The sequence below is a fragment of the Methylomonas montana genome, from assembly GCF_030490285.1.
Taxonomy (GTDB): domain Bacteria; phylum Pseudomonadota; class Gammaproteobacteria; order Methylococcales; family Methylomonadaceae; genus Methylomonas; species Methylomonas montana.
In genome coordinates this window covers 2,149,259-2,173,485 of sequence record NZ_CP129884.1, presented here as the reverse complement: position 1 = coordinate 2,173,485, position 24,227 = coordinate 2,149,259, and the positions used below count along the sequence as shown (strand labels likewise).

The 24,227-nt window shown below is 54.1% G+C and carries 21 protein-coding genes; 6 read left to right on the top strand and 15 right to left on the bottom strand.

Annotated elements, in window-relative coordinates; translation table 11 throughout:
* Positions 1-75: 75 nt before the first annotated feature.
* The 3 genes from QZJ86_RS10125 to QZJ86_RS10115 all read right to left on the bottom strand — a co-directional run bounded on the left by QZJ86_RS10125 (position 76) and on the right by QZJ86_RS10115 (position 4,762).
* Positions 76-3,372, bottom strand: a complete 3,297-nt coding sequence (locus tag QZJ86_RS10125; protein WP_301938656.1) for a bifunctional diguanylate cyclase/phosphodiesterase — start codon at positions 3,370-3,372, stop codon at positions 76-78.
* Positions 3,373-3,515: 143 nt separating this feature from the next.
* Positions 3,516-4,202 carry a (5-formylfuran-3-yl)methyl phosphate synthase gene (locus QZJ86_RS10120; protein ID WP_301938655.1) on the bottom strand — a complete coding sequence of 229 codons (687 nt, stop codon included), beginning with the start codon at positions 4,200-4,202 and terminating at the stop codon, positions 3,516-3,518.
* Positions 4,199-4,762 carry a DUF447 domain-containing protein gene (locus tag QZJ86_RS10115; protein ID WP_301938654.1) on the bottom strand — a complete coding sequence of 188 codons (564 nt, stop codon included), beginning with the start codon at positions 4,760-4,762 and terminating at the stop codon, positions 4,199-4,201. The genes QZJ86_RS10120 and QZJ86_RS10115 overlap by 4 nt, the downstream gene beginning before the upstream one ends.
* A gap of 153 nt (positions 4,763-4,915) precedes the next feature.
* Between QZJ86_RS10115 and QZJ86_RS10110 the strand changes: the two genes are divergently transcribed.
* From QZJ86_RS10110 to QZJ86_RS10090, 5 genes are all read left to right on the top strand, one after another.
* Positions 4,916-5,722 (top strand): response regulator, encoded by an 807-nt coding sequence (locus tag QZJ86_RS10110; protein WP_301938653.1) that lies wholly within the window; start codon positions 4,916-4,918, stop codon positions 5,720-5,722.
* Positions 5,723-5,959: 237 nt separating this feature from the next.
* Positions 5,960-6,565 (top strand): transcriptional repressor LexA, encoded by a 606-nt coding sequence (lexA, locus tag QZJ86_RS10105; protein ID WP_301938651.1) that lies wholly within the window; start codon positions 5,960-5,962, stop codon positions 6,563-6,565.
* Positions 6,562-7,176 carry a translesion DNA synthesis-associated protein ImuA gene (imuA, locus tag QZJ86_RS10100; RefSeq protein ID WP_301938650.1) on the top strand — a complete coding sequence of 205 codons (615 nt, stop codon included), beginning with the start codon at positions 6,562-6,564 and terminating at the stop codon, positions 7,174-7,176. Before lexA ends, imuA begins: the two co-directional genes overlap by 4 nt.
* A 9-nt stretch (positions 7,177-7,185) precedes the next feature.
* Positions 7,186-8,676: a Y-family DNA polymerase gene (locus tag QZJ86_RS10095; RefSeq protein WP_301938648.1), complete on the top strand. Its 1,491-nt coding sequence runs from the start codon at positions 7,186-7,188 to the stop codon at positions 8,674-8,676.
* Complete coding sequence (locus tag QZJ86_RS10090; RefSeq protein WP_301938646.1) at positions 8,660-11,767, top strand: error-prone DNA polymerase; 3,108 nt, start codon at positions 8,660-8,662, stop codon at positions 11,765-11,767. Before QZJ86_RS10095 ends, QZJ86_RS10090 begins: the two co-directional genes overlap by 17 nt.
* Positions 11,768-11,815: 48 nt before the next feature.
* Here QZJ86_RS10090 and QZJ86_RS10085 read toward each other — a convergent pair whose 3' ends face one another.
* The 10 genes from QZJ86_RS10085 to QZJ86_RS10040 form a co-directional block, all read right to left on the bottom strand.
* A complete protein-coding gene (locus QZJ86_RS10085) occupies positions 11,816-12,334 on the bottom strand; it encodes an REP-associated tyrosine transposase (protein WP_301938644.1) in 519 nt (172 codons plus the stop codon).
* A 629-nt stretch (positions 12,335-12,963) separates the two neighbouring features.
* Positions 12,964-13,686, bottom strand: a complete 723-nt coding sequence (rluB, locus tag QZJ86_RS10080; RefSeq protein ID WP_301938947.1) for a 23S rRNA pseudouridine(2605) synthase RluB — start codon at positions 13,684-13,686, stop codon at positions 12,964-12,966.
* Positions 13,687-13,711: 25 nt separating this feature from the next.
* A complete protein-coding gene (scpB, locus tag QZJ86_RS10075) occupies positions 13,712-14,554 on the bottom strand; it encodes an SMC-Scp complex subunit ScpB (protein WP_320415846.1) in 843 nt (280 codons plus the stop codon).
* Positions 14,555-14,816: 262 nt separating this feature from the next.
* Positions 14,817-15,641 (bottom strand): segregation and condensation protein A, encoded by an 825-nt coding sequence (locus QZJ86_RS10070; protein ID WP_301938643.1) that lies wholly within the window; start codon positions 15,639-15,641, stop codon positions 14,817-14,819.
* Positions 15,642-15,643: 2 nt separating this feature from the next.
* Entirely contained in the window at positions 15,644-16,297 is a 654-nt protein-coding gene (locus QZJ86_RS10065; protein ID WP_301938642.1) for a site-2 protease family protein, read from the bottom strand.
* A 6-nt stretch (positions 16,298-16,303) separates the two neighbouring features.
* Entirely contained in the window at positions 16,304-16,924 is a 621-nt protein-coding gene (locus tag QZJ86_RS10060; RefSeq protein ID WP_301938640.1) for an L-threonylcarbamoyladenylate synthase, read from the bottom strand.
* 96 nt (positions 16,925-17,020) lie between these two features.
* Entirely contained in the window at positions 17,021-17,707 is a 687-nt protein-coding gene (gene tsaB, locus QZJ86_RS10055) for a tRNA (adenosine(37)-N6)-threonylcarbamoyltransferase complex dimerization subunit type 1 TsaB (RefSeq protein ID WP_301938638.1), read from the bottom strand.
* Positions 17,704-19,662: an ATP-dependent DNA helicase gene (locus tag QZJ86_RS10050; protein WP_301938636.1), complete on the bottom strand. Its 1,959-nt coding sequence runs from the start codon at positions 19,660-19,662 to the stop codon at positions 17,704-17,706. Before QZJ86_RS10050 ends, tsaB begins: the two co-directional genes overlap by 4 nt.
* Positions 19,662-20,372 carry a tetratricopeptide repeat protein gene (locus tag QZJ86_RS10045; RefSeq protein WP_301938635.1) on the bottom strand — a complete coding sequence of 237 codons (711 nt, stop codon included), beginning with the start codon at positions 20,370-20,372 and terminating at the stop codon, positions 19,662-19,664. Before QZJ86_RS10045 ends, QZJ86_RS10050 begins: the two co-directional genes overlap by 1 nt.
* A 27-nt stretch (positions 20,373-20,399) precedes the next feature.
* Positions 20,400-20,939, bottom strand: a complete 540-nt coding sequence (locus QZJ86_RS10040) for a hypothetical protein (RefSeq protein ID WP_301938633.1) — start codon at positions 20,937-20,939, stop codon at positions 20,400-20,402.
* 323 nt (positions 20,940-21,262) lie between these two features.
* Here QZJ86_RS10040 and QZJ86_RS10035 point away from each other — a divergent pair, with 323 nt between their 5' ends.
* Positions 21,263-22,675 (top strand): PhoH family protein, encoded by a 1,413-nt coding sequence (locus QZJ86_RS10035; protein ID WP_301938632.1) that lies wholly within the window; start codon positions 21,263-21,265, stop codon positions 22,673-22,675.
* A gap of 6 nt (positions 22,676-22,681) precedes the next feature.
* Here QZJ86_RS10035 and QZJ86_RS10030 read toward each other — a convergent pair whose 3' ends face one another.
* Both QZJ86_RS10030 and QZJ86_RS10025 read right to left on the bottom strand, forming a co-directional pair.
* Entirely contained in the window at positions 22,682-23,779 is a 1,098-nt protein-coding gene (locus QZJ86_RS10030) for an AI-2E family transporter (RefSeq protein WP_301938943.1), read from the bottom strand.
* A 107-nt stretch (positions 23,780-23,886) separates the two neighbouring features.
* On the bottom strand, positions 23,887-24,186 hold the full coding sequence (locus tag QZJ86_RS10025; RefSeq protein WP_301938630.1) for an STAS domain-containing protein: 300 nt from the start codon (positions 24,184-24,186) through the stop codon (positions 23,887-23,889).
* Positions 24,187-24,227: the final 41 nt, after the last annotated feature.

The following is a 24,227-nucleotide window of genomic DNA, read 5'->3' as shown; positions in this document are numbered from 1 at the left end:
TCGCAAAACCACGGCAAACGGGTCTCCGAGTCTTGTGGCAATAGCCAGCCTAGCGAAAGTTAGCGTGTCTCGAGGTCAGACGGCACGGTTAGGCGTCTGGTCGAATAGTGCCTCGAACTGATCGGCGGGAACCGGCTGCGAAATTAAATAGCCTTGACCGTAATCGCAGCCCATCCGCTGCAACAGATCGTATTGTGTCTGGGTTTCTATGCCCTCCGCCACCACTTCGATACCCAACTTGTGGGCCATCACCACAATCGCTTCGCATAAGGCCATATCGCTGGAATCGGTTGCCAGATTCCGCACGAAGGATTGGTCTATTTTGATGTAATCGATGTCGAATTTCTTCAAATAGGCGAGAGACGAATAACCGGTGCCGAAATCGTCCAAGGCCACCTGTATCCCGGCATCGCGGAAGCCCAGCAAGTGTTCGCGGATTGCGACGCCGGCATCCAATAACAAGCCTTCGGTAATCTCGACAATCACGCTCTGCCCCGGTAACTCCAGCTCCGCCAATAAATCCAGCCATTGGCTCTGCGTCGCGGTTTGTTTACGAAATTGCGCCGGCGACTTGTTAATGCTGATCTGAAAATCCGGATTAAAAGCGTGCCGCCATTGCTTGGCTTGCCGCGCGGCGCTGTCGAACACCCAATCGCCGATATCGACGATCATCCCGGTATCCTCGGCGACCGGAATAAATTCCGCCGGACTGACCATGCCTAGCGTCGGATGCTGCCAACGCAGCAAGGCTTCCGCTTTGACTATGCTGCCGGTGGCAAACGCGACAATCGGCTGGTAATACAGTAAAAACTGCTGCCTGGCCAGCGCGACATGCAAATCGTTGGCTAGACGCATGCGCTGCTGAGCGTTTTGCTGCATCAAAGACGTGAAATAATGGTAACGGTCGCGGCCTTCATTTTTAGCCGCATACATCGCTTGATCGGCATTTTTAAACAAGGCATCGGAGTCCATCGCATCGTCGGGATAGACGGCGATGCCGATACTCGCGGAAATGTAAGCGGTTTCGTTGCCTAGCCGGAAAGGTTCCGCGATCTTCTGCAGGATATTGCCGGCAATCCGGTCCACGCCTTCGGTATGGTCCAGTTCGCCGAGGATAATGGTGAATTCGTCGCCCCCCAATCTGGCTATGCTATCGGAATCTCGAACGCATTCGTGGAGCCGGCGCGCCGTTTCTTTCAACAGAATGTCGCCCATGAAATGCCCCAGGCTATCGTTAACATCCTTGAAACGATCCAAATCCAGAAACATCAACGCGACGCGGTGGTTCTTGCGGAAAGCTTTCTTGATTTCCTGATGCAGCCGGTCCATAAACATATTCCGATTCGGCAAACCGGTGAGCGGATCGAAATTTGCTTGCCGCCAAATCAATTCCTCGGATTTCTTGCGATCGGTGATATCGGCAATCAAAGCCACTCGGCGATGCACGCCACCGGCTTCGTTGAGGATGGAATTAATGGTCACCCACTGTATGCAATCCTCGCCGTTCTTGCGGCGGCCGCAAATTTCGCCGGCCCATTGTCCGGTGGTATTGATCACGCGTAACACGGTTTTATAGAAGGCTTGATCGTGATGATCCGAGGTCAAGCTCGCGAATACCTTGCCGATCACTTCTTCGGCCAAATAACCGGTGACTCTGGTGAAAGCCGGGTTGACAGTAATGATGGTGCCCTTGGCATCGGTCACCATCATCGCTTCGCTGCTGTTCATATACACCAGCGCCGCTAACTGTATTTCCTCTTCGGCATGCTTACGGGCGGAAATATCGTCGTAAACGCCTAACACCCCAATCAGCTGTTGCTGTAAATTTCGCAAGGGTACTTTTGAGGTTCTCAACCAAATGGTTTCGCCTTGCAGACCGCTCAAACTTTCTTCGTAATCCAATTTGGCGGTATTGCTGTCGATGACTTGTTTGTCGTCGGCCAAATACGAGGGCGCGCAATCCCGCCAGACTAGCTCGCTATCCAGTTTGCCGATCAATTCGGCCGGCCCAGCCAGCCCGGCATCACGGCAAAAGGCTCGATTAGCGCCCAAATAACGGAAATTTAGATCTTTCCAGAACACACGACTGGGGATGGTATTAATGACGGTTTCCAGCATATTCACCGAATCGGCCAGCTTGCGCATCGCTTCCACCCGGTCGGAAATATCGTGCAAAATCAGTAAATGATTACCCGACAAGGCATTGTCGAGCAGGACAATATTAACCAATACCGTATGGCAATTGCCGTCCTTGCCGCATACTTTTAACTCTTGCGGCGCAGAGGCTCGGTCGGTAGCACCGCTATGCAAGCGTTGATGCTCATGCCAGCCGCTGATGACTTGCTGGCGATATTCGATATCGGGATGCGCCAGCCACCACCACTCTGCCAAGCTGGGGACATCCTCCAGTGTATAACCGAAGGTCTTGACGAAAGCCGGATTCAAATAGGTGATATTGCCTTGCGTATCGTGCAGGACGTAAGCAATCGGCGATTCATCGATGATGGCATGAAATTTAGCTTCGCTGACCGACAAGGCCTGATGCGCTCGATACAACTGCTGGTAAGGCAGCTGAATGCTATTCAGAAAAACCGAACGGTAAATCAAGGCGTAGGCAATAACCTTGTATAAATGGCCAAGCAGGATGAATAAATCGTGGAAGTTGACGTAAAACGTCACAAACAGCTCGCTCATCGCCATCACAACCGCCGCTGCGGCTAAACCGCCGGCATCGTGGGATTGCCCGTGCCGGGTCTGCCATAAATAACCTAGCGCGGCAAAACCGTAGATCCCGGCCAGCAGATATTCGCAGTTCTTTTTAAAAGGTGTCAGACCGTCGTTCGGGTCGAAGGTATGCGGTAGCCAGGCTTGATGGTAAAACACCAGCCAACAGATCGCCGCGCTAGCAAGCAACACTGCGCTCAATATCAACCAGCGTGTCATTGCAATCAAGCGCCAGGCCGGCGACAACAGCCCCGCCAACAGACCGACCGCCGCAAACAGACGGGCCGTTAACCAAAAAGCGATGGCTTTTTCCGAATCGCTTTCGGTGATGAACGCCGGCATGCCCTCAAAAGACAAGGTGTGCATGAAATCGAGGATGGCCACCCCTAAGAAGCAACAGGCCAGTATCATGAAGTTGGCAGAATTTTCCTTGTGATAGACGCTCCAGCCCACCGCAAACACCAAAGCGGATATGACGATGGAAACGCCTTCCATCAGGTTATGCACCGCCAGAGTCTGGGTGACGGGTTGCAGCCAGCCGTCCGAAAATCCTAGATAAGCGCTAAGCAGCTGAATCAGCAGCAACCCCAACACAACCCAAAGCAACCACCTTGCGTGGTTTTGTTCGCTGTGCTGTCCTGCTGTCATCTCATGCCCTTTGCTCGTCGAACCGAATTATTAAAGACTGGGCGCCGCCAGCCGATGTGTCAAATCAAAGATAATAGTCGTCAAAAAAAGTGCTGCGGCCAGGTGGGCCAGAAAAGTATCAGACGCGGCCGAGCGGGTAATCGTCAAGCGGCCAAGGCCCGCCAATGCACTCTAAGCGCGTCGATTTGCGCGACATCCAGTTGCGCGGTGCGGCAGTGCCGCATGCATAAGGCACCTCGAAATCCTAAATAATCCGGCGCTAAGGGCAATAAATGAGTAATGTCTTCGGCGCGTAACGACCCGGCCAAACCGCTTAGCAAACCTCGACTATCCGCCATATCGACAAAGGTTTGCAACTGTTCGATGCTCATCAGTTGGGTCAGCGAGCCGCATTGCTTGTCCATCGTATCCAACATCACGCCATGAAATCCGGCCCTTGCCAAGGCGTCAATAATCGTAAAATCAGGATGGGTATCGGCAAACAATACCGCCACCAATGCCTGCCCTTGATCGGCGACGGTTTGCAGAGCGTCGATGCAAGCTTGCCAGTCGCCGCCCGGAAAAAAACCGATCTTCACATAATCCACGCCAGTAGCCGCCATGGCTTGCGTGGCCGGCAACACCAAATCGGGCAACATCGGCAAATCACCGATGGTCGCACTAACACGGGTCGCCAGCTGTAAATGGCCGATAATCTCAATCACCGTGGCCACATCCAGCGCTCCCAAGGCGCCCTGTGCCGGTTGTTTCAAATCGATGATATCAACAGCGGCGGCTTCAACCAATAAAGCTTCCGCCAGACTATTCACGCTGGCCAGCATTGCGGTCATGCTGCAACTCCCTGGCGATGTTGCTCGATAGCCTCCATCAACCAACCCCAGGCTTCGCGCTCGCGCTCGCCGGCGGTTTTGTCCAGGCCGACGCGCAAATAATCCAATTCGGCTTGAACCTTCTCCCACGGTAAGCGGTCCAGCCGGCTGATTAAAATCGCCGCTTCGAGCACCGAATATTGCGCCCGATTGAAGCCTTGGAACGGGCTATGATTAGCTTCGTACACAGCCTGACAGAACAACTTCGGACGAGTGTCGTCGTCTTCCAATCTCACTACCTTCAGTTCGGCATGCGCCAAAGTATCGGCCAAATAATAACCCTCGATTTGCCGAGTCGGCAATAAGGGCCAATCACGGCGACCGGTCAGACAGCCGGCAAAAATTCGCACGTCATCGCAATAATTGATGACCGCTGTTTTGGTTTTCAGCATATTATCCAAGGTGGTCGATGGCCGAAACGGCAAGATAATGCACTGATCTTTGTTAACATGCACCCCCATCGGCGCGATGTGAACTTCGCCCTGAAGATTGACGGTGGTAATGAGGGTTTCTTGAATCATGTCTGTTTGGGTCTATCCTGAAGCGTGAAATGTCGCCTGCCTATCGGCGAATCAACGCGCAATTTTAATCTCGCCGGCTACACCATGGGGATTTTTTTTCCACAGCCGGATACTTGACGCCATTCCGAATAACAATAACCAGGCCATTTCATTATGCATGCCATCAATATCGCTGACCTGTCGATCCTGCTGATTGAACCGTCGACGACTCAACTGAAAGTCATCGTCCAGCATCTGCGCAACGAAGGGGTTGCCCAAATCGAAGGGGTCGCCAATGCGGCGGCAGCCCTGGAAACTTTGCGAAATCATCGCCCGGACTTGATTATCAGTAGCCTTTATTTGCCGGATATGATGGCCACCGAACTGGTCGAATATCTGCGGGAAGACGAAGCCTTGAGCCATATCCCCTTTATGCTGATTTCCAGCGAGTCCAGCTTCGCGGTACTGGATAGCATCCGCCAGGCCGGCGTCGTGGCTATATTGCCTAAACCCTTCGCCCACGAAGACTTAAAAAATGCCTTGCGCGCCACTATCGAGTTCATCGATCCGCAAGAAATCAGCCTGGCACATTACGATGTCGAAAACGTGCGGGTCCTGGTGGTAGACGACAGCGCGCTGGCCCGCAAGCATATCAACCGCGTCCTGAACAATATGGGTATCGTCAAGATTACCCAAGCCCAGGACGGCAAGGAAGGCGTGGACCTGTTCAGCCAGGATCAGAATGCCTTCGATCTGATCGTCACCGATTACAATATGCCGGTGATGGACGGCCAACAATTGATTAAAACCATCCGCCAGGACTTAGGCAATTCCATCGTGCCGATCTTGATGGTGACCAGCGAAGATAACGAAACCCGCCTCAGCAACATTCACAAGGCCGGCGTGTCGGCAATTTGCGACAAACCCTTCGACCCGCAGACCGTTAAGGAAATGTTGTTTCGGGTGTTGGAACCGGATTGAGATTTTTAAAATCCGCCATCTATCTCTCTGCATTTTCCTCTAAACACTTGGGTTAACTGGGCATTTGCCTACCTTTGTTCCTTTGCTGTTACGCTCGGACACCTTCTGGCACACGCTCAACCTCAGGCCATTAGTAGCCACCACTGCCAAGACTCTAAAAAATCGACGATAAGCTAGTTGCAGCGATCGTGCTGACGGCACTATACTGCTCATAAAAGCAGTAACTATAAAAGCCGTATGAAACCACTCACCGACCGCCAACAAGAAATTCTGAACTTCATCGAGCGTACCTTGCAACAGGAAGGCTTTCCGCCGACTATTGCCGAAATCGCCGACGCCTTTGGCGTGCGTTCCACCAACAGCATCCGCGGCCACTTGCAGGCCTTGGCACGTAAAGGGGCGATCGAGCTGGTACCGGCTGCATCGCGCGGCATCCGCCTGTTGAAACCGACTCCCGATCAAGGCCTACCGTTGGTCGGCCGGGTGGCGGCGGGACAGCCGATTCTGGCCGAAGAACATATCGAACGCTATTGTCGACTGGGGCCGGAGTTGTTCGATAACCGCGCCGATTACTTGCTGCGGGTACAAGGCATGAGCATGCGCGATGCCGGCATTCTCGACGGCGACCTACTGGCCGTTCAGCGCACGCCGGAAGCGCGCGACGGTCAAATCGTCATCGCCCGGATTCACGATGAAGCGACAGTGAAACGGCTACGGCTAGACGGCGCTAAAGCCTTTCTGGAACCGGCCAACCCGGATTTTTCGGTGATCGAAGTCGATTTGGAGCGCGAGCCTCTGGCGATAGAAGGCGTGGTGGTTGGCGTGATCCGTGGCGGGCTATGAACGCAAACGCATTGGACCAACTCTTGCGTTCCCAAACCGGAATCTGGCGCGGATTGCGTTCGGAAAACCAAGCCTGGCCGGTCGTTGCCACCGGCTTTCCTGAACTGGATGCCATACTACCCGGCGGCGGCTGGCCTTTGGGCGGCGTGCTGGAAATCTTATCTCCCTGCCTGGGTAGCGGCGAATTACGCTTACTGCTACCGGCCATGTCCTGCATGACACAAGCCAAACGCTGGATAGCCTGGATCGCACCGCCGCAGCAAGTCTATGCACCCGCCTTGCTACAGGCCGGCATCGATTTAGCCTATGTTTTGGTAGTGGACTGCCGGCAAGAGGCCGACATTCCTTGGAGCGTGGAAAAATTGCTGCGTAGCGGCCGCTGCGGCATGACCTTGGCTTGGCCACGCCGGCTCAGCGACCACCAGATCCGGCGCTTGCAATTGGCGGCCGAGGTCGGATCAGCACTGGCGGTGCTATTTCCGAAGCAACGTACCGGTGCCGGCTACACGGCATTGCGTCTGGAAGTCAGGCCCGCAGAGACCGGCCTGGCCTTACACATTATGAAGGCGCGTGGCAGTTTGCAGTGCGCGTCTTTAACTCTGCCGCTATAAGGCATGGCCATGGCCGCGACTGCCAGAAGAATATCGCCCACACCGGCGGACCGATTCGATGCCGCCGCCAAACCCAACGCGGCCAATAGCCAACTTTGGCTATGCACCTATTTTCCCGATTTGGCTTTGGCAGCACTGCATCTGGATTTAGATCAGGCCGTCGCCAGTTCGATGCAGCACAAAGGCCAAACTCGCTTGCATGCAGTCTCGGACCCGGCTAGACAAGCAGGCGTCGAACCGGGCATGGCCCCCGCCGCCGCATTAGCCCTGTGTCCGGGCTTGATCATCCGCAACCGAGATCCGCTAGCCGAACGCCAGGCATTACAACAATTAGCCGACATTGCCCTGGATTTCAGCCCCTGGGTCAGCCTGGATCAAGCGGACTGCTTACTGTTGGAAATTGGTTCCTGCCTGACCCTGTTCGGCGGTGCGGAGAGCTTGCGAGATAAGCTGAGACTCGTGCTACAAACCAGCGGGCATCGTCCCCTCATTGCCATTAGCCCTTCCCCAACCGCCAGTACCTTACTGGCCAAACTTAGCCTGGAAAACATCGTCATCGACCGCCTGGCCTTACGCTCGACACTGGGGCCGCTATCTATCGCCGCCCTGGATCTGGACGATAAAATCTTACGCAGGCTATTTCGCACCGGCATCCGTCAACTCACCGACCTGTGGCGCTTACCGCGCGACGGCCTGACCAAATGCTATGGCGCCGGCTTGCTGCAACAACTGGACAGGCTGGCCGGCCGGCAAACCCAAGTTTTACAAGCCTTTCATAGTCCGCCGCGTTTTCAGGCCAGCCGCGAGATGCCGATAGAACTGGAACGTATCGAACATTTCTTTCCGGCCATCGAACAACTGGCCGACGAATTTGCGGCGTTTCTGAAAACCCGCGACGCCACGACATTAGGCATCGTCCTGGAACTGCACCATCACGGCCGCCCGGCCACTCGGCTGGCATTGGATTTTCGCGCCGGCAACCGCGACCCAAGACATTGGTGCAGCTTGCTATACGAAAAACTGGCACGTTCGCCATTACCGGCACCGGTGCTGGCCGTCAGTCTGATCAGCCAGGCCATAGCCCCGTTTCAACCAGAGCGCTTCAGCTTGTTCGATGACCACGAACAGCCCAACGGCGAAGCCGAATGGCAGGCGACCTTGGATCAATTGCAGGCCAGACTGGGACACCAGTCCTTGAAATTCCTAGCCACGCAAAACGATCATCGGCCTGAACGAGCGATGACTACACAGTCACCCATATCAACTTCAAACTCCCACTTACCGCCGCGCCCTTTGTGGCTGCTGCCGTATCCCGAACCAGTGCGGCTCGGCGATATTCGCCTGCTATCCGCGGCGGAACGCATCGAATCAGGCTGGTGGGACGATCAACCGGTACGCCGCGACTATCACATCGCCAAGGATAAGCGCGGCCGCAAACTGTGGGTTTATCGAGACTTAAACGCCAAACAACAGTGGTTTCTGCATGGCCTGTTCGGATGATGCCGGCGCGCTGGACATTGGTTTCGCCGAGTTGCACTGTCTGTCCAACTTTAGCTTCCTGCGCGGCGCCTCGCACCCGGAAGAACTGGTCGCGGAAGCCGCTCGGCTAGGTTACCAGGCGCTGGCGCTGACCGACGAATGCTCGCTGGCCGGCGTGGTACGCGCGCATCTGGCAGCCCGAAAGCACAATATTCAACTGATCATCGGCAGCGAATTTGTCTTAGAAGATGGTCTGAAACTGGTATTGCTGGCGACCGATAGAATCAGCTACGGCAACCTGTCCGCCTTGATCACCCTAGCTCGCCGCCAAGCCGCAAAAGGCAGCTATCGGCTAACCAGGACCGATTTAGCCGGACATTTTCCGCAAGGCTGTCTGGCAATCTGGTTAGCCAACGATCAACACCGGGAAGACGATGGCCTCTGGCTGAAACAGTTATTTGCCGACGATCTGTGGCTGGGGATCGGCAGATTTTTATCGGGCCGAGACGCAATCTGTTTAAAACAGGCCGAAGCCATAACCATGCAATTGGACATCCCGATAGTCGCCTGCAATAACGTGCATATGCATCGCCGTTCGCGCCGGGCTTTGCAAGATACGCTCACCGCGATTCGCCTCGGCCAACCCCTATCGCAATTGGGCTATGCCTTGTTTGCCAATGGTGAACGGCATCTCCGCCCCCGGCCTCGCTTGGCCCAGCTCTATCCGCCGGAATGGCTGCAACAAACCTTGGCTATTGCCGAACGCTGCCACTTTTCATTAGATGAATTGCGTTACGAGTATCCGCAGGAACTGGTGCCCAACGGCCATACCCCCACATCCTGGCTGCGGCATTTAACCGAAGCCGGCATAAGCAAGCGCTGGCCGGCTGGCGAGCCCAGCAAAGTGCGCCAGCAGATCGAGCACGAACTAAGCTTGATCGCCGACCTGGTCTACGAGCCTTATTTTCTGACCGTACACGACATCGTCAGATACGCTCGCGAACAAGGCATCCTCTGCCAAGGCCGCGGCTCGGCGGCTAATTCGGCGGTGTGTTTTTGTTTAGGCATCACCGAAGTCGACCCGAGCCGAATGAACCTGCTGTTCGAGCGCTTCCTGTCTCGAGAACGTAACGAACCGCCGGACATCGATGTAGATTTCGAACACGAGCGCCGCGAACAAGTCATTCAATACATTTATCGAAAATACGGCCGCCACCGTGCCGCGTTGGCCGCCACGGTGAGCACTTACCGGACTCGCAGCGCGGTACGCGATGTCGGCAAAGCCTTGGGTTTGAACCTGGCGCAAATCGAGCGTCTGGCCGATAGTGTGGATCGTTGGGACGGCTATCGGCTAATGCCGGAGTCTTTAAAAGAATGTGGCTTCGCCCCGGATAGTCCCCCCGTGCAACGCTTGGCTATGCTGGTCGAGCAAATCAAAGGCTTTCCGCGCCACCTGTCGCAACACGTCGGCGGCTTCGTGATCGCTCGCGATGAACTCTCGCGCTTGGTGCCGGTGGAAAATGCCGCGATGGCCGAGCGCACCGTGATTCAATGGGAAAAAGACGACCTGGAAGCGATGGGCTTGTTGAAGGTAGACGTACTGGCGCTGGGCATGCTTAGCGCGATTCGCAAGGCTTTGGTCTATCTCGGCGAATACACTGGCCGAGCTTGGACCTTGGCCGATATTCCCGCCGAAGACCCGGCCGTTTACGCCATGCTGCAACAAGCCGACAGCATAGGCGTGTTCCAAGTCGAATCGCGGGCGCAGATGACCATGCTGCCGCGCCTGAAGCCGGCCAATTATTACGATCTGGTCATTGAAATCGCCATCGTCCGCCCCGGCCCGATTCAGGGCGAGATGGTGCATCCTTATCTGGCCCGCCGCAAGGGATTGGAGGAAGTCGAATATCCCAGCCCGGAAGTCCAAGCCGTGCTGGAACGCACGCTGGGCATACCGATTTTTCAGGAACAAGTCATGCAACTAGCCATGGTCGCGGCCGGCTTTACCGCCGATGAGGCCGATCAACTGCGCCGAGCCATGGCAGCCTGGAAACGCAAGGGCGGGCTGGAGCCGTTCGAACGTAAATTGCTGGACGGTATGCGGGCGCGCGGCTACATCGCCGAATTCGCCCAGCGGATTTTTCAACAGATTAAAGGCTTTGGCGATTACGGCTTTCCGGAGTCGCATTCCGCCAGCTTTGCCTTGCTGGCTTACGTGTCAGCCTGGCTGAAACGCCATCATCCGGCGGCGTTTTGCTGCGCCTTGCTGAACAGCCAGCCGATGGGATTCTACGGCCCATCGCAACTGGTACAGGATGCCCGCCGCCACGGCGTGGAAGTGCGGCCGGTGGATGTGCAGAGCAGTTTGTCTCAATGTTCATTGGAGTTTCCCGCAAACGCCGCGCCAGCCTTACGTTTGGGTTTTAATCAAGTAAAAGGTTTATCGGCAATAGCGGCGACCAAGATTGTCCAATTCCGAGGCCAGCAACCATTTACCAGCGTCACCGATCTAGCGGCTCGCGCCGATTTGGGCCGACAGGATTTAGAATACTTGGCGGCGGCCGATGCGTTGAAAAATCTAGCCGGCAACCGGCATCGCGCCTTTTGGGCCGCCGGCGGCGTGGAAGCATCCACACCGGTATTTGGCGTGCCCATCATCGCCGAAGCCGCTCCACTGTTAAAACCACCCAAGCCGGGCCAGGAAGTACTAGCCGACTATGCCAGCACCCGGCTCAGTCTGCGCGAGCATCCTTTGGGCCTGCTGCGCGAACGTTTGCGCCGCCGAGGCGTCACCACCGCCGCCTCCTTATGGCAACGACGCAACGGCAGCATCGCCCAGGTTGCCGGTCTGGTGATCTGCCGGCAACGGCCAATGACCGCCTCCGGCGTGACCTTTGTCACCCTGGAAGACGAAACCGGCCAAGTCAACCTGGTGGTCTGGCCCGCCACCGCCCTGGCCCAGCGCAAACCCTTGCTGAAAGCCCGCCTGCTGTCGGTGGTAACCGGCACCATCCAGCAAGAAGACGGCGTGCTACATCTGGTGGCCGGCAAATTGGAGGATTGGAGTAACTGGATCGGCGATTTGGAGAGTAAATCGCGGGACTTTCATTGAAACACCAAAATTTTAAGAGAATGGTTTTTATCCCTTAACCCAACTCGACTACTCGCAGTCCAAGTCCGCAATATCCGCAGCCAAGGCACACCCCCAATTGGCGGGATAAAACCCTGCATCTACGAAACGTTGAAACGAACTGTGCGGCCATTCCGCGGGAGACAAAGCCAAACCATGTTTGACTGGGTTGTAATGGATGTAATCCAAATGCTTATTAAAGTCCGATTCGTCACGGATGCAATGCTCGAAAAAACGTGGTTGCCAAATGGTTTTTGCACCGTCTTTTTTCACACTCGCCGAAACTCTTCGAGAAAAAGCAGTTTTAATCATTTGCCACCGGGTTGAATAATCGAAATCGCCCTCCGGCAATAGCCAGAGACAATGCAAATGATCAGGCAAAATGACGGCAGCGGTTATGTCGAAGGGTCGTTTGCATTTAACCTCTTGAAACGCCTGCCGAAGCAACGCAACCCGCTGAATATAGGCGAAAATCGGTTGGCGACGATATGCCACCACAGTAAAAAAATACAAACCGCCAGGAATATACAACCGCCTATAATTGCTCATAATCCCATTAGTTACCCGGTGTAAGATTATTTTTCAGCCTAGTCCAAGGCAGACATTTCCGACAAAAACTACCGTCCTAGTGTAGGCCAGAATAAGCCGATAGGCGTTTCTGGCAATTACACGTTTGCCGGAAACGCTAACGCTTATTCCGGCCTACATGGCTGAACAAGCTGGGTTTCCGTTATCGCTCCTACCCAACCCACACAAAGTTGGCGTTAAAAATTCGCGATGGGTTGGGTTTTCCCCGTATGCCGCGCCGAGTACCGGAGCTTTTGATAGGAATAGCCCGCAAGGGGTGCGGCAGGGACGCCGCACGTTGCCGAAGGGGCAGGATGCCCCTTTCGGCAACCCCTAGCAAAAGTGAGGAACGCAGGAAACAAGCGGCATTCGGGCCGCCTTTTCTTTGGGTACTTTCTTTTGGCGGAACAAAAGAAAGTATCTCGCCTGCCGGTGCGAGAACCGGCATTCAATCAAGCTTCGCGATAGCGAATCATTGTTTATGCAAACAAAAAAGTCCGTGTGGACACGAGTGTAACAGCATGCCCCTCCATTTAGAGTTTAGATTCGTCTATCAATTCTTAACAGCTCCATCTTCGTTCAAGCCCTGACTTTCGCAAACCAAATCTAAGCTACAACCCCACAAACTCCATCAACCCCTGCAATTCCTTAGCCTCCAACTCGTAAAACGAATGCGCCCTAACCCGCTCCGGCAAGCCGACATCGCCGTAGCGAACCCGGATCAAGCGGCTGACCTTAACGCCTTGCGATTCCCACAAGCGCCGCACCAAACGATTGCGGCCCTGCTTCACCGTGGCATAAAACCATTTGTTGGCACCTTCGCCGGCGTAGAAGCTGACGTCTTCGAAATGGGCCGGACCGTCGTCGAGTTGTACGCCTTGTTTCAGGCGTGCCAGCATCGCGTCGTCGACTTCGCCTAATATCCGCACCGCGTATTCGCGTTCGACTTCGCGAGACGGGTGCATCAAACGGTTAGCCAGTTCGCCGTTGTTGGTGACCAGGATCAAGCCGGAGGTGTTGATATCCAGCCGGCCGACCGCAATCCAACGGCCGACTTGCAAGCGCGGCAACTGGGTAAAAATCACCGGCCGGCCTTCCGGGTCGCGGCGGGTGACTAGTTCGCCGACCGGCTTGTGGTAGACCAGCACGCGGGTCGGCTGCTCGGCGTATTTTTCCCATTTGACGATCCGACCGTTGATTTGCAAATGGTCTTCAGGCTTTAAATGGTAGCCCGGTTGCACCGGATTACCGTTGACGGTGAGTTTGCCTTCTTCTATCCAGCGTTCGATTTCCCGTCGAGAACCAAGCCCGGCCCGCGCCAGTAATTTCTGGATACGTTCGCCGCCCTCTACGGGCGCATTAGTGGAGGGTGAGGTTTTCGGCGCCGCTGCCGGCTTCGGTTTGGGCGCCGAACTCGGTTTCCGAGATTGCGGTTTCTGGGTCCGTTTGTCCTGCGGGGCTGACGGGTTGTTCGATCTCGGCGGTTTGCGGTCTTTCACTGTGGTCCTGCTCGGGTTGCGGTTGAGGCGAATTGCCGAAATCGAAATTGACGATTTCTTCCAGGGTCGGTAATTCGCTCAAGGAGGTTAAATTGAAATAATCCAGAAATTGTTTGGTGGTGCCGAATAAGGCCGGCCGGCCCGGTACTTCCTTATGGGCGATGACGCGAATCCACTCGCGTTCCAACAGGGTTTGCACAATGGAACTGCTGACGCTGACACCACGAATGTCTTCGATTTCGCCGCGCGTCACCGGCTGGCGATAGGCGATGATGGCCAAAGTTTCGAGTAGCGCGCGCGAATAACGCGCGGGCTTTTCCTCGAATAAGCGCGTTACATAAGGCGACAGACCTTCGCGCACCTGAAACCGGTAACCACTGGCCAATTGCCGGAGTCCGATCGGCCGATCGGCATAGTCGCGGGCGATGTCGTCCAAGGCCATTTGCACCGACAAGGTATCGGGCTGTTCCAGTTCCGGAAAGGTTTCCTGAATCTGTTTGATGGTCATCGGTCGATTGGCGGCAAACAAAATGGCTTCTACGATGCGCTTGGTGTTCATGTCGCACTCTTTAATTATGTCGGGCTGTAGTCGGTGGCGTTCGACCAGGATGGGTTGGTAAGTGCTGGCGCGAATAATCTCTGCCCAACGCTGCGGTAAACGGCTTGCGCGCCGAGACTCGCTAACGGCCGCAGCCTCCGGCATGGGCGATTGCCAGTTACTCCGCCAAACCGGCAGCAAGCGCACTGCTCGCCGATGGGGCTCAGGCAAAACGACGAGGCCGCGCGGATCGAGGGCTTGAAAAACCGGAACGCGCGGCTCGCTCGACCAGATAGCCGGAAAACGCACGGCTCGCCGTTTGACCGGAACAAATATCGTAACCGGCTCGGGTTTGATGCGAGGCTTGCGGGGCGCTCTGGGTTTGGCTGCGGGAATAACATCGACGACAGTTTCGGCTAGCTGTGGATCAGTCCCCGGAGCCGCTATCGACGCGGATTCTGACTTGGATGCCGGCGTAAGGTTCGGACTGGAAGATGTCGATGATTCCTTCTTTGCTGAGTTCAAGGACGGCAAGAAACGCGACAACCACTCCGTTTTTTCCTTCACTTCGGGCAAAACATGCTGCGAAAGAGAGGTGGTTATCCGATTGGTTAAGTTTTTCCAAAATGGCTGCCATTCGTTCACGGACTGATAGGGGTTCTTTGGTTATGTGATGGTGACTAAGCCTCTCGGCACGCTTCAATATGTCCTGGAAGGCCAGCAGGAGTTCCTTGAGTTGCACATCCGGCAGAATTTGCTGGACGTCCACGGTCGAGGTATCGACGCCAAATTCGAAAGTATCGCGCTCGTTTCTGGGCAGCAAATCGATTTCTTCCGCGACTTTTTTGATCGCTTCGTATTCCTGTAGTTTGCGGATCAAAAATGCTCTGGGGTCCTCTTCTTCCTCTTCGCTTTCCGGCTGTCTGGGCAACAGCATCCGCGATTTAATCTCCGCCAGCAGCGCGGCCATCACCAGATATTCGGCAGCCAGCTCTAGCCGCAGATGATCCATCATCTCGATGTAAGCGATATATTGCCGGGTAATCTGGGCGATGGGAATGTCGAGAATATCCAGATTCTGGCGGCGAATCAAATACAACAGCAAATCCAAAGGCCCTTCGAAAGCGTCCAGAAATACTTCCAGCGCATCCGGTGGAATGTACAGATCGTCCGGCAAATCCTGGTAGGGCTGGCCTTGCACCAGCGCCAGAGGCGGCGACGCGATTTCGACCGGTAAAGCAGCTTCGTTCAAAACTACATTCCCGCCAGGCTAAAAAACCATTGTTGAGCGTAATACATCGGATAGGCCAAAATGTATTGCAACACATCGGTGGCCAGTAATATCAGCAAAAAGATAAAACCAAAACGCTCCAAGCGATTGTATTGCCAAGCCCAATACTCCGGCAGCAGTCCGGATAAAATCCGGCTGCCGTCCAAGGGCGGAATCGGCAACAGATTGATCAAAGCCAATACCAAATTGATGCTGATGCCCGCCACCCCGCTATAGATCAACGGCAAGGAAATAAACTCGATTTCCAGCATCACGCCTAATCTGGCCAGCAAGGCCCAAGCCGCTGCCATCAACAGGTTGGACAAAGGTCCGGCTATGGCCACCAAAGCCATGCCTTGTCTGGGATTTTTAAACCTTCTGGGATCAACCGGCACTGGCTTGGCCCAACCGAAAACAAAGCCGGTGAAGGTCAGCAATAACAAGCCCGGAATAATCAAGGTACCCAATATATCGATATGTTTCAGCGGGTTTAGTGTCAAGCGGCCTTGGTCGGCGGCGGTGTTATCGCCCAACGATTTCGCTACCCAACCGTGCGCCACTTCATGGCCGGTAATCGCAAACACTACCGGCAAAATCCACACCACGATCCGCTGTATCAGCGTTAATTCATCCATCATCGCTTTTTACTCCAACATCGGCGCAATACCGATACCTTGTCTGACAATTTCGATGGTCTTGTCGCCGCAGGCGATCACGGTAGTCGGTTGATATTTGATAACGCCGGCATCGATCACCAGGCCCAACTCTTTTTCCAATCTTTTTCTGATTTCATAAGGGTCGGCCAACGCTTCAGTTTCGCCTGGCATCATCAACGTGGAAGTCAGCAAGGGTTCGCCGAGTTGTTCCACCAAGGCCTGGGCGACCGGATGTTCGGTAATCCTGACGCCTATGGTTTTCTTTTTCGGGTGTTGTAAACGCCGCGGCACTTCCCGCGTCGCATCCAATAAAAAAGTGAACGGCCCTGGCGTCAGCTTTTTAATCAAACGGTGGGCGTCGTTACCCATTTTGGTAAAAGTCGACACCTGAGATAAGTCGTTGCACAACAGGGTAAAGTTATGATTATCATCGAGACGGCGGATGCTGCGGATTTGATCCATCGCTTGCTTATCGCCGATCTGGCAACCCAGCGCGTATGAAGCATCGGTCGGATACACAATCACCCCGCCGTTCCGCAGGATATTGACCGCTTGTTGAATCAAACGCGGCTGCGGGTTCTTCGGGTGAATTTCAAAAAATTGCGCCATTGGCTAAAAGTGACCGCTCAAATAAAAAAGCATTGTACCTTAGAAGGGATTTAAAAAGGTCGCGGGTACTTTTTAATAGGCGTGGCGGCTAGCTTGTCATCTTTCCGATTGCTTTTTGGCGACTTTATCGCGCAAATAGACCGGCATGGCCTGTTCGACCGCCACCGCCTGGCCGTTGGCAAAGCCATAGGCACCCAATTGAGCGACGCAAGCGGCACGAGGCCAAACATCGACATGCGTTTCCAGCACACGCTCGCCTAAGCGCTGCACTAACTGGTCGGCATAAACGCCCCAACCGGAACCAACCCCAAAGCCTATTCTATCGGGAAATATCACCTCGCCAGCCGGCGTCACCGCTTCCGCGCCGATCAATTCCGCCAAGCCCAAGGAATTACGTTGATAAACGCCCCAAAAGATTTCGTCCATCCGTGCGTCCATCGCGGTAAAACTCAATTCGACATCAGGCTGATGGTTGAAAACATCCTGGGCAATGGCCGCCAGCGTCGAAACCGGCACCACCGGCAAATCGGCGCCATAAGCGATGCCTTGCACCACGCCGCCGGCAATCCGCACCCCGGTAAACGAACCGGGTCCGCGACTCAAGCCAATCGCGTCCAGTTGTTGCGGCTTGAGCTGGGCGTCGGCCATCAATTGGTCGATCATCGGCAAGATCAGCTTGGTATGTTCGCGCGGCGCGACCGCAAATTTTTCCCGAATCTCGCCATCGATAAACAAAGCCGCCGAACAGGCATCGGTGGAGGTTTCTACTGCCAGTAATTTCAAGTGGTTTCCTCGGTTGCAAAAAACTGCCGCACATCCTCGATTTCGCGGCTACGTTTCATCGCCGGCACGCTGTCCAGAAACATCTGCCCGTAGGAACGCTTTAATAATCTGGGATCGCAAACCATTAATACGCCACGGTCGTTGACGTCGCGAATCAAGCGGCCCACCCCTTGGCGCAGCATGATGATGGCGCTGGGCAGTTGATGTTCGAAAAACGGATTGCGGCCCTGCTTTTCCATCGCGTTCATCCGCGCCTTCAATACCGGATCGCCCGGCGAGGCAAACGGCAGTTTATCGATGATCACGCAAGATAAGGCGTCGCCGCGCACGTCGACGCCTTCCCAGAAACTGGCCGTCGCCAGCAATACCGCATTGCCCAGTTCCTTGAACTGATCCAACAACACGCCTTTCGAGCGAGTCCCTTGCACCAATATCGGGTGATCGATCTTGCCTTCCAGCAATTGCGCGGCGCGTTGCAAGGCCCGGTGACTGGTAAACAGGAAAAACGCCCTGCCCCGGCTGGCTTCCAGCACAGGCAATGCAAAGTCGATAATTTTATCGGTAAATTCCGGATCGCTGGGCTGCGGCAAACCTTTGGGATGATAAAACAAGGCTTGATTCGGATAATCGAACGGACTCTCCCAACTCTGGCTGAGCGCGCCGCTCAAACCCAGATTCTTGGAAAAATGCACGAAGTTATTGGCCACACTCAAGGTTGCCGAGGTAAAAATCCAGGTAGCTTTATGCCGGGCCATGAAACCGCGAAACTCCTTGGCAATATCCAGCGGCGTGCGGCTGAGGGTAAAGGATTTACTATAGGTTTCATACCATTTGATCCACTGGCCGTCCTTGTCGCTTATCAGGGTTTCCAGTTGCGCATCCAGCGCTTCGGCGCGATCGAAGCAAGATTCCAGACCTTTACTGCGCACCGAGGCGCGTTCCAATTGATCGGTCAAGCGGGCCAGTTGCTTTTGCAAGGACTCCAAGGCGCCGGCAATTTTTGGGTTGGTTTCGATGTCTTGCCAGTCGCCGCGGCGTAGTTCCAGGCCAAACGCCAAGCGTAAATCCTTGACTTCATGTTGCAAGTCCTCGCAAGCGGTGCGCAAATCCGGCATATCCTTGGCATCGGTAAAATATTCGGCCAAGCTGTCGTCGGCCAGATCGGTCAATTGCTTGCCGCTGATCGTCACCCCCAAAAAATTGGAAGCAGTGTCGGCCAGTTGATGCGCTTCGTCGATCACCACCACTTCGGCATCCGGCAATAGCTCGCCGAAACCGGTTTCGCGGATCGACCAGTCGGCACACAGTAGATGATGATTGACCACCACAATCTCGGCTTCCTGAGCCTGCTTGCGGGCCTTGGTCAAAAAGCAGTCGGCGTAGTCGGGACAGTTTTGGCCCAAGCAGTTGTCGGTGGTGGAGGTCGCGTGAAACCAAACCGGATCGCCGTCGTGCACATCGGCGACTTCCGAGACGTCGCCGGCCTTGGTGCGTTTCGACCAGGCCTTGATCTGCGCCAGTGCTGCCGCGTCTTCCTGACTGTAACCGAAAGCGGAATTTAGTGCCTGTTCCAGCCGGTAGGTGCATAAATAATTGGCGCGGCCTTTCAACAAGCTGGCCTTGAACGGCCGTTTGCTCAAGGCTTTGCGGATTACCGGCAAATCCTTGTTGAACAATTGGTCTTGCAGGTTTTTGGTACCGGTGGAAACGATGACTTTCTTGCCGGACAGAATGGCGGGAATCAGATAGGCAAAGGTTTTACCGGTGCCGGTGCCGGCCTCGGCAATCAGGTTTTGCTGCGACCCGATGGCATAGGCGATTTTTTCGGCCATTTCGATCTGCGCGGCGCGCGGCGAATAGCCGGCGATCACCCCAGCCAAGGCACCGCCGTCGCCAAAAATTTCGGCCAGTTTTGTGACCGCGCCGGAAACCGCCGGCTGTGTACTATCAGCCACTAGCGCCCGAAAAAGCTGTCCGCCTTGGCTTTAGCTTCTTTGGCACCTTGAGTGTTTTGCTGCATTTGCCGGGCTTCGGCGATTAGCAACCAGCTTTTACGTTTTAGATCGAGATCGCTACCGGCCAGCAAAGCGGCTTTGCCGGCCAGCTCTTCCGCCAATTGCGGCTTATTTTGTTTGATCCTGAGTTGCGCCAATTTATAGGTCAAAGTCGGATTGCGCGAATCGATACGCAACGCTCGTTCCATTACTACCACAGCCGCATCCAGATCGCCGCCGTTACGATTGCGATCCGACTCGCTAACCAAAGCGATCACCGCCGGCGAGGTACCGCTGGGCACAGCCGCATCTTCGATCACGAATTTGGGCGCTGGCGCCGTTGCTGTAACCGCAGGAGCAGCCGGAGCAATCGGTGCGGAGGGAGCGGGAATATCCGCAGGCGGCATTAACGGCTCCGCCCGAAAAGCCGGCAGATTGGGTTCATCCTTAAAATTATTGGCAACACCTTCTATCGGATAAGTCGCTGTATTGGCGGACTGTTTCTTGGCTGTAACCACTGGTGGCGCCTTGCTGGCCACCGCTTTTTTTGATGGCGCTTTTTTAACCGGCTTGCTGCTCACCGCCGGCGGAGGCTCGGAGCCGGAAAAGCTGCTACAAGCCGTCAATATCAACAACAGAGGGAACACAACTAATAGAGATTTATTATTCATCTACGCTTTAAAAACCACATCAAAAAATTAAAACAGTTCGATTTCCGCTTCATCGCTTTGCTGACTGGCTTGTTCAAACAAGGCCAACGCTTCGTCGATACTTTTGCCTTGGTGAATGGCATCGAACATGACTTTTTCAGCTTCCATAGTGTACTGACTACGAATACTTTCCTGAAATTTATGCCATTCGGCGGGATTATATAACCTGTGCGGCGTATCGATGATAGCCGACAAGCCTTTTAGATTGTCGGAAACATGCTGCAGGCATTGCTGCAAGCGATCGTAAAACTGAAAGGCCACAATCGCTGCATTCATCGTTCCTTGGGTTGCCTCGCAACGCATCAAGGCATGATCCCGGCTTTCGCTAGACTGCAATTCGCTGAGTATTTCATAGATGGCTGTCATGTCGCCGACCATGTTGGTGAAGGAACTGGCCAAGGCATTCACCGATTCGTCGCCGACTTTCATACTACCCTCAACCTGGGCAACCGACACCGTCAATAATTTGATCGTTTCCCGGATTTGACTCCAACCCAAATCCGGCTGGCTCGATGCTGAAAAAGTCATAAATGGCAATCCTAAAAATACATAGACAAATAAGAGGAGCGACAAATTGGTTCTATTGTAACCGACTATGCAACACAATTGACGACGCGGTCATTATAGTGAAACCAGACAGTATGCAGATGGGACCAGCCTTTTAAAAACCGGCAACGCCAATGCATTTAAAAACTTAATTTAGCAACCACATCGCGTTCCGCAGTTTAGCCCCTAGGACGGTCACAGGCAGCCAAGTCATCAGTCATAGCCCAGTTGACGATAACTCGACGGATAGAGTAGAAAGGCATAGACAGTACCCGGTTTTTCACCACGATCTATATAAGGAAAATATGAATATTCAATCCGCCGGCAAAAAATTGTTCGTATTGGACACCAACGTATTGATGCACGACCCCACCTCTATCTTCCGCTTCCAAGAGCACAATATCTTCATTCCGATGGTGGTGCTGGAAGAACTCGACCATGCTAAAAAAGGCTTATCCGACGTCTCGCGCAATGTCCGCCAGGTCAGCCGTTTCCTGGACGAATTAATCCGCGACGCCGACCAAAAAACCATCAACGAAGGCTTGCCGCTTTCGCGTATCGAACACGGTTTAGCCAGCGAACGCGAGTTCGACGGCCGATTGTATTTTCAAACCCGGCAGTTGTCGCATTTACTGCCCGACGACCTGCCCGGCCAAATTGCCGATAATTCCATCCTGAGCATCGTGCTGGCCTTGGGCAAAGAATACCCTGATGTCAGTGTGATCCTGGTCTCCAAAGACATCAATATGCGCATCAAGGCCGCAGCGCTGCAAATCAATGCCGAGGATTATCACAACGATCAGACCATCGAAGACATCGACCTGCTCTACAACGGTACCATGGCGCTGGACAGCGACTTTTGGGAAGAGCACGGCGGCAAAATGGAGTCTTGGCAGGAAAATAACAATACCTACTACAGGGTCAACGGGCCATTAGTGGCGGAATGGTATCCCAACCAGTATCTATACATGGAAGGCGAAGACAATTTCGAAGCGATCGTCAAAAGCCGGGAAGGCGATACTTCGGTGCTGCAACTGGCGCGCGATTATCGGACCAAACACAATAGCATCTGGGGCATTTCCGCGAAAAACCGCGAGCAGAACTTTGCGTTGAACGCCTTGCTTGACCCTAACATCGATTTCGTCACGCTGATCGGCTCGGCAGGCACCGGCAAGACCTTGTTGGCGCTGGCGGCAGGCCTGTCGCTGACGCTGGAAAGCAAGCTCTATCTGGAAATCATCATGACCCGCGAAACCATGCCGGTCGGCGAGGACATCGGTTTTTTGCCCGGCACCGAAGAAGAAAAAATGGCGCCGTGGATGGGGGCCTTGATGGACAATCTGGAATTGCTCGGCAGCCGCTCAGGCACTACCGAATGGGAACAGGGCGCATCGCAAAACGTGATGATGAACCGGGTTAAAATCCGCTCGCTGAACTTCATGCGCGGCCGGACTTTCCTGAATCGCTATTTGATTATCGACGAGGCGCAAAATTTGACGCCGAAACAGATGAAGACCTTGATCACCCGAGCAGGCCCAGGCACCAAAATTATTTGTATCGGCAACTTGGCGCAAATCGATACGCCTTATTTGACCGCTACTAGCTCGGGCTTGACCTATGTGGTCGACCGCTTCAAGAGCTGGCCCAATAGCGCGCATATCACATTACGTCGGGGCGAACGTTCGCGTTTGGCGGACTTTGCTTCCGACAATTTGTAAACGCGATCAAGCTGTTACGCTATCGCTCTCCCACTTTGGCCACGCCATCAAAACCGCTTTAACCAGCGTGGCCAAAGGGATAGCGAAAAATACGCCCCAAAACCCCCAGATACCGCCGAAAAACAAGATGGCGACGATGATGGCAATCGGATGCAGATTCACCGCTTCCGAAAACAATAAGGGTACCAATATCACCCCATCCAAGGCTTGAATCACCGAATAGGCAATAAAAACATACATGAACTGATCGCCGCCACCAACGCCCCACTGCACGTAGGCGACGGCCAATACCGGAAACGTCACCAAGGTAGCGCCCACGTACGGTATCATCACGGACAAACCCATCAGCACAGCCAACAGCATGGCGTAATTGAGACCCAACAGCCAAAACACCAGATAACTGACGACCCATAAGATGAAGACTTCCAGAAACTTGCCACGCACATAATTGGCAATTTGCCTATCGACCTCTTGCCAGACTCTCAAGCTCAGCGTGGTATCTTTCGGCAAAAACTGCACGAACCACCCCAACAGTAACTGCTTGTCCTTCAGGAAAAAAAATACCATCAGCGGCACCAAAAACAAATACACAATCACCGCCACCAGTCCTACGAACGATTGTGCGGAACCGGAAATCAAATCCTGGCCGTACTTGAGCAAATCTTGCTGAATCGAAAACATGATTTCCCGAATCCTGGCTTCCGAAATCAATTCCGGATGGCGTTCAGGGAAGCGCATGATTTCGGCTTGGGTGCTGGATACTATTTCGGGTATGCGCTGCACCAACTGCACCATCTGTTCCGACACGATAGGCACCAGCACAACTAACACAAAGCCCAATGCAGCCATGAAGGCGAAAAATACCAGATGCACGGCAATTAAGCGCCCCAGTTGCCGTTGCTCCAGCTTGACGACCAAACCTTCCAATAGATAAGCCAGCACGATCGCCACAAAAACGGGCATCAAGAGTCCGAGCAGGCCATAAATCAACAGAAAGCCACCTAGCAAAATAATCGCCAGGGAAACCACTTGCGAATTTGGCAAAAATCGCTGAACGAAATTTCTGATGAAATCAGAGCGAGAAAAGTCTGTCTGTTGGGTCATAAAGGTCTGACGGTTATCCGGCATGGTGTCGGCTTGCTCGCCACAGGGAAGAATGAAAAGGAGGTTTGATCGAATCAAGCGGAGAAAGCGATTTTATTCGCACTCGCTTAGGATAGGGTGAATAATTTATCGAAACTGGCAATTTCCAAAATTTTTTTTACTTCAGCGCGCGCATTTTTAATCCTTATCGCCGATTTATCGCCCGCCACCTTGTCACGCAAAACCAACAACATACCCAAAGCGGAACTATCCATATAGTCGGTGCCGCTCAGATCAACATCTATCAGTTTTATGCCGCTTTCCAGCAATTTGGTGGCTTCCCGAAACTCATTGTGCACACCAAAATCAAACCGTCCTCTCACCCTGATGGATAACACACCAGACTCCACCCTTGCATCAATGCTCATACTTTATTGCTCCAATCTTATGTTTGTCGGCATAATTTTCA

What these genes read in the sequence shown, in the direction of transcription:
- QZJ86_RS10125 (WP_301938656.1), bottom strand. Translation starts at nt 3,372, where the DNA reads ATGACAGCAGGACAGCACAGCGAACAAAACCACGCAAGGTGGTTGCTT.
- QZJ86_RS10120 (WP_301938655.1), bottom strand. Translation starts at nt 4,202, where the DNA reads ATGACCGCAATGCTGGCCAGCGTGAATAGTCTGGCGGAAGCTTTATTG.
- QZJ86_RS10115 (WP_301938654.1), bottom strand. Translation starts at nt 4,762, where the DNA reads ATGATTCAAGAAACCCTCATTACCACCGTCAATCTTCAGGGCGAAGTT.
- QZJ86_RS10110 (WP_301938653.1), top strand. Translation starts at nt 4,916, where the DNA reads ATGCATGCCATCAATATCGCTGACCTGTCGATCCTGCTGATTGAACCG.
- lexA (WP_301938651.1), top strand. Translation starts at nt 5,960, where the DNA reads ATGAAACCACTCACCGACCGCCAACAAGAAATTCTGAACTTCATCGAG.
- imuA (WP_301938650.1), top strand. Translation starts at nt 6,562, where the DNA reads ATGAACGCAAACGCATTGGACCAACTCTTGCGTTCCCAAACCGGAATC.
- QZJ86_RS10095 (WP_301938648.1), top strand. Translation starts at nt 7,186, where the DNA reads ATGGCCGCGACTGCCAGAAGAATATCGCCCACACCGGCGGACCGATTC.
- QZJ86_RS10090 (WP_301938646.1), top strand. Translation starts at nt 8,660, where the DNA reads ATGGCCTGTTCGGATGATGCCGGCGCGCTGGACATTGGTTTCGCCGAG.
- QZJ86_RS10085 (WP_301938644.1), bottom strand. Translation starts at nt 12,334, where the DNA reads ATGAGCAATTATAGGCGGTTGTATATTCCTGGCGGTTTGTATTTTTTT.
- scpB (WP_320415846.1), bottom strand. Translation starts at nt 14,554, where the DNA reads ATGCCGGAGGCTGCGGCCGTTAGCGAGTCTCGGCGCGCAAGCCGTTTA.
- QZJ86_RS10065 (WP_301938642.1), bottom strand. Translation starts at nt 16,297, where the DNA reads ATGATGGATGAATTAACGCTGATACAGCGGATCGTGGTGTGGATTTTG.
- QZJ86_RS10060 (WP_301938640.1), bottom strand. Translation starts at nt 16,924, where the DNA reads ATGGCGCAATTTTTTGAAATTCACCCGAAGAACCCGCAGCCGCGTTTG.
- QZJ86_RS10045 (WP_301938635.1), bottom strand. Translation starts at nt 20,372, where the DNA reads ATGAATAATAAATCTCTATTAGTTGTGTTCCCTCTGTTGTTGATATTG.
- QZJ86_RS10040 (WP_301938633.1), bottom strand. Translation starts at nt 20,939, where the DNA reads ATGACTTTTTCAGCATCGAGCCAGCCGGATTTGGGTTGGAGTCAAATC.
- QZJ86_RS10035 (WP_301938632.1), top strand. Translation starts at nt 21,263, where the DNA reads ATGAATATTCAATCCGCCGGCAAAAAATTGTTCGTATTGGACACCAAC.
- QZJ86_RS10030 (WP_301938943.1), bottom strand. Translation starts at nt 23,779, where the DNA reads ATGACCCAACAGACAGACTTTTCTCGCTCTGATTTCATCAGAAATTTC.
- QZJ86_RS10025 (WP_301938630.1), bottom strand. Translation starts at nt 24,186, where the DNA reads ATGAGCATTGATGCAAGGGTGGAGTCTGGTGTGTTATCCATCAGGGTG.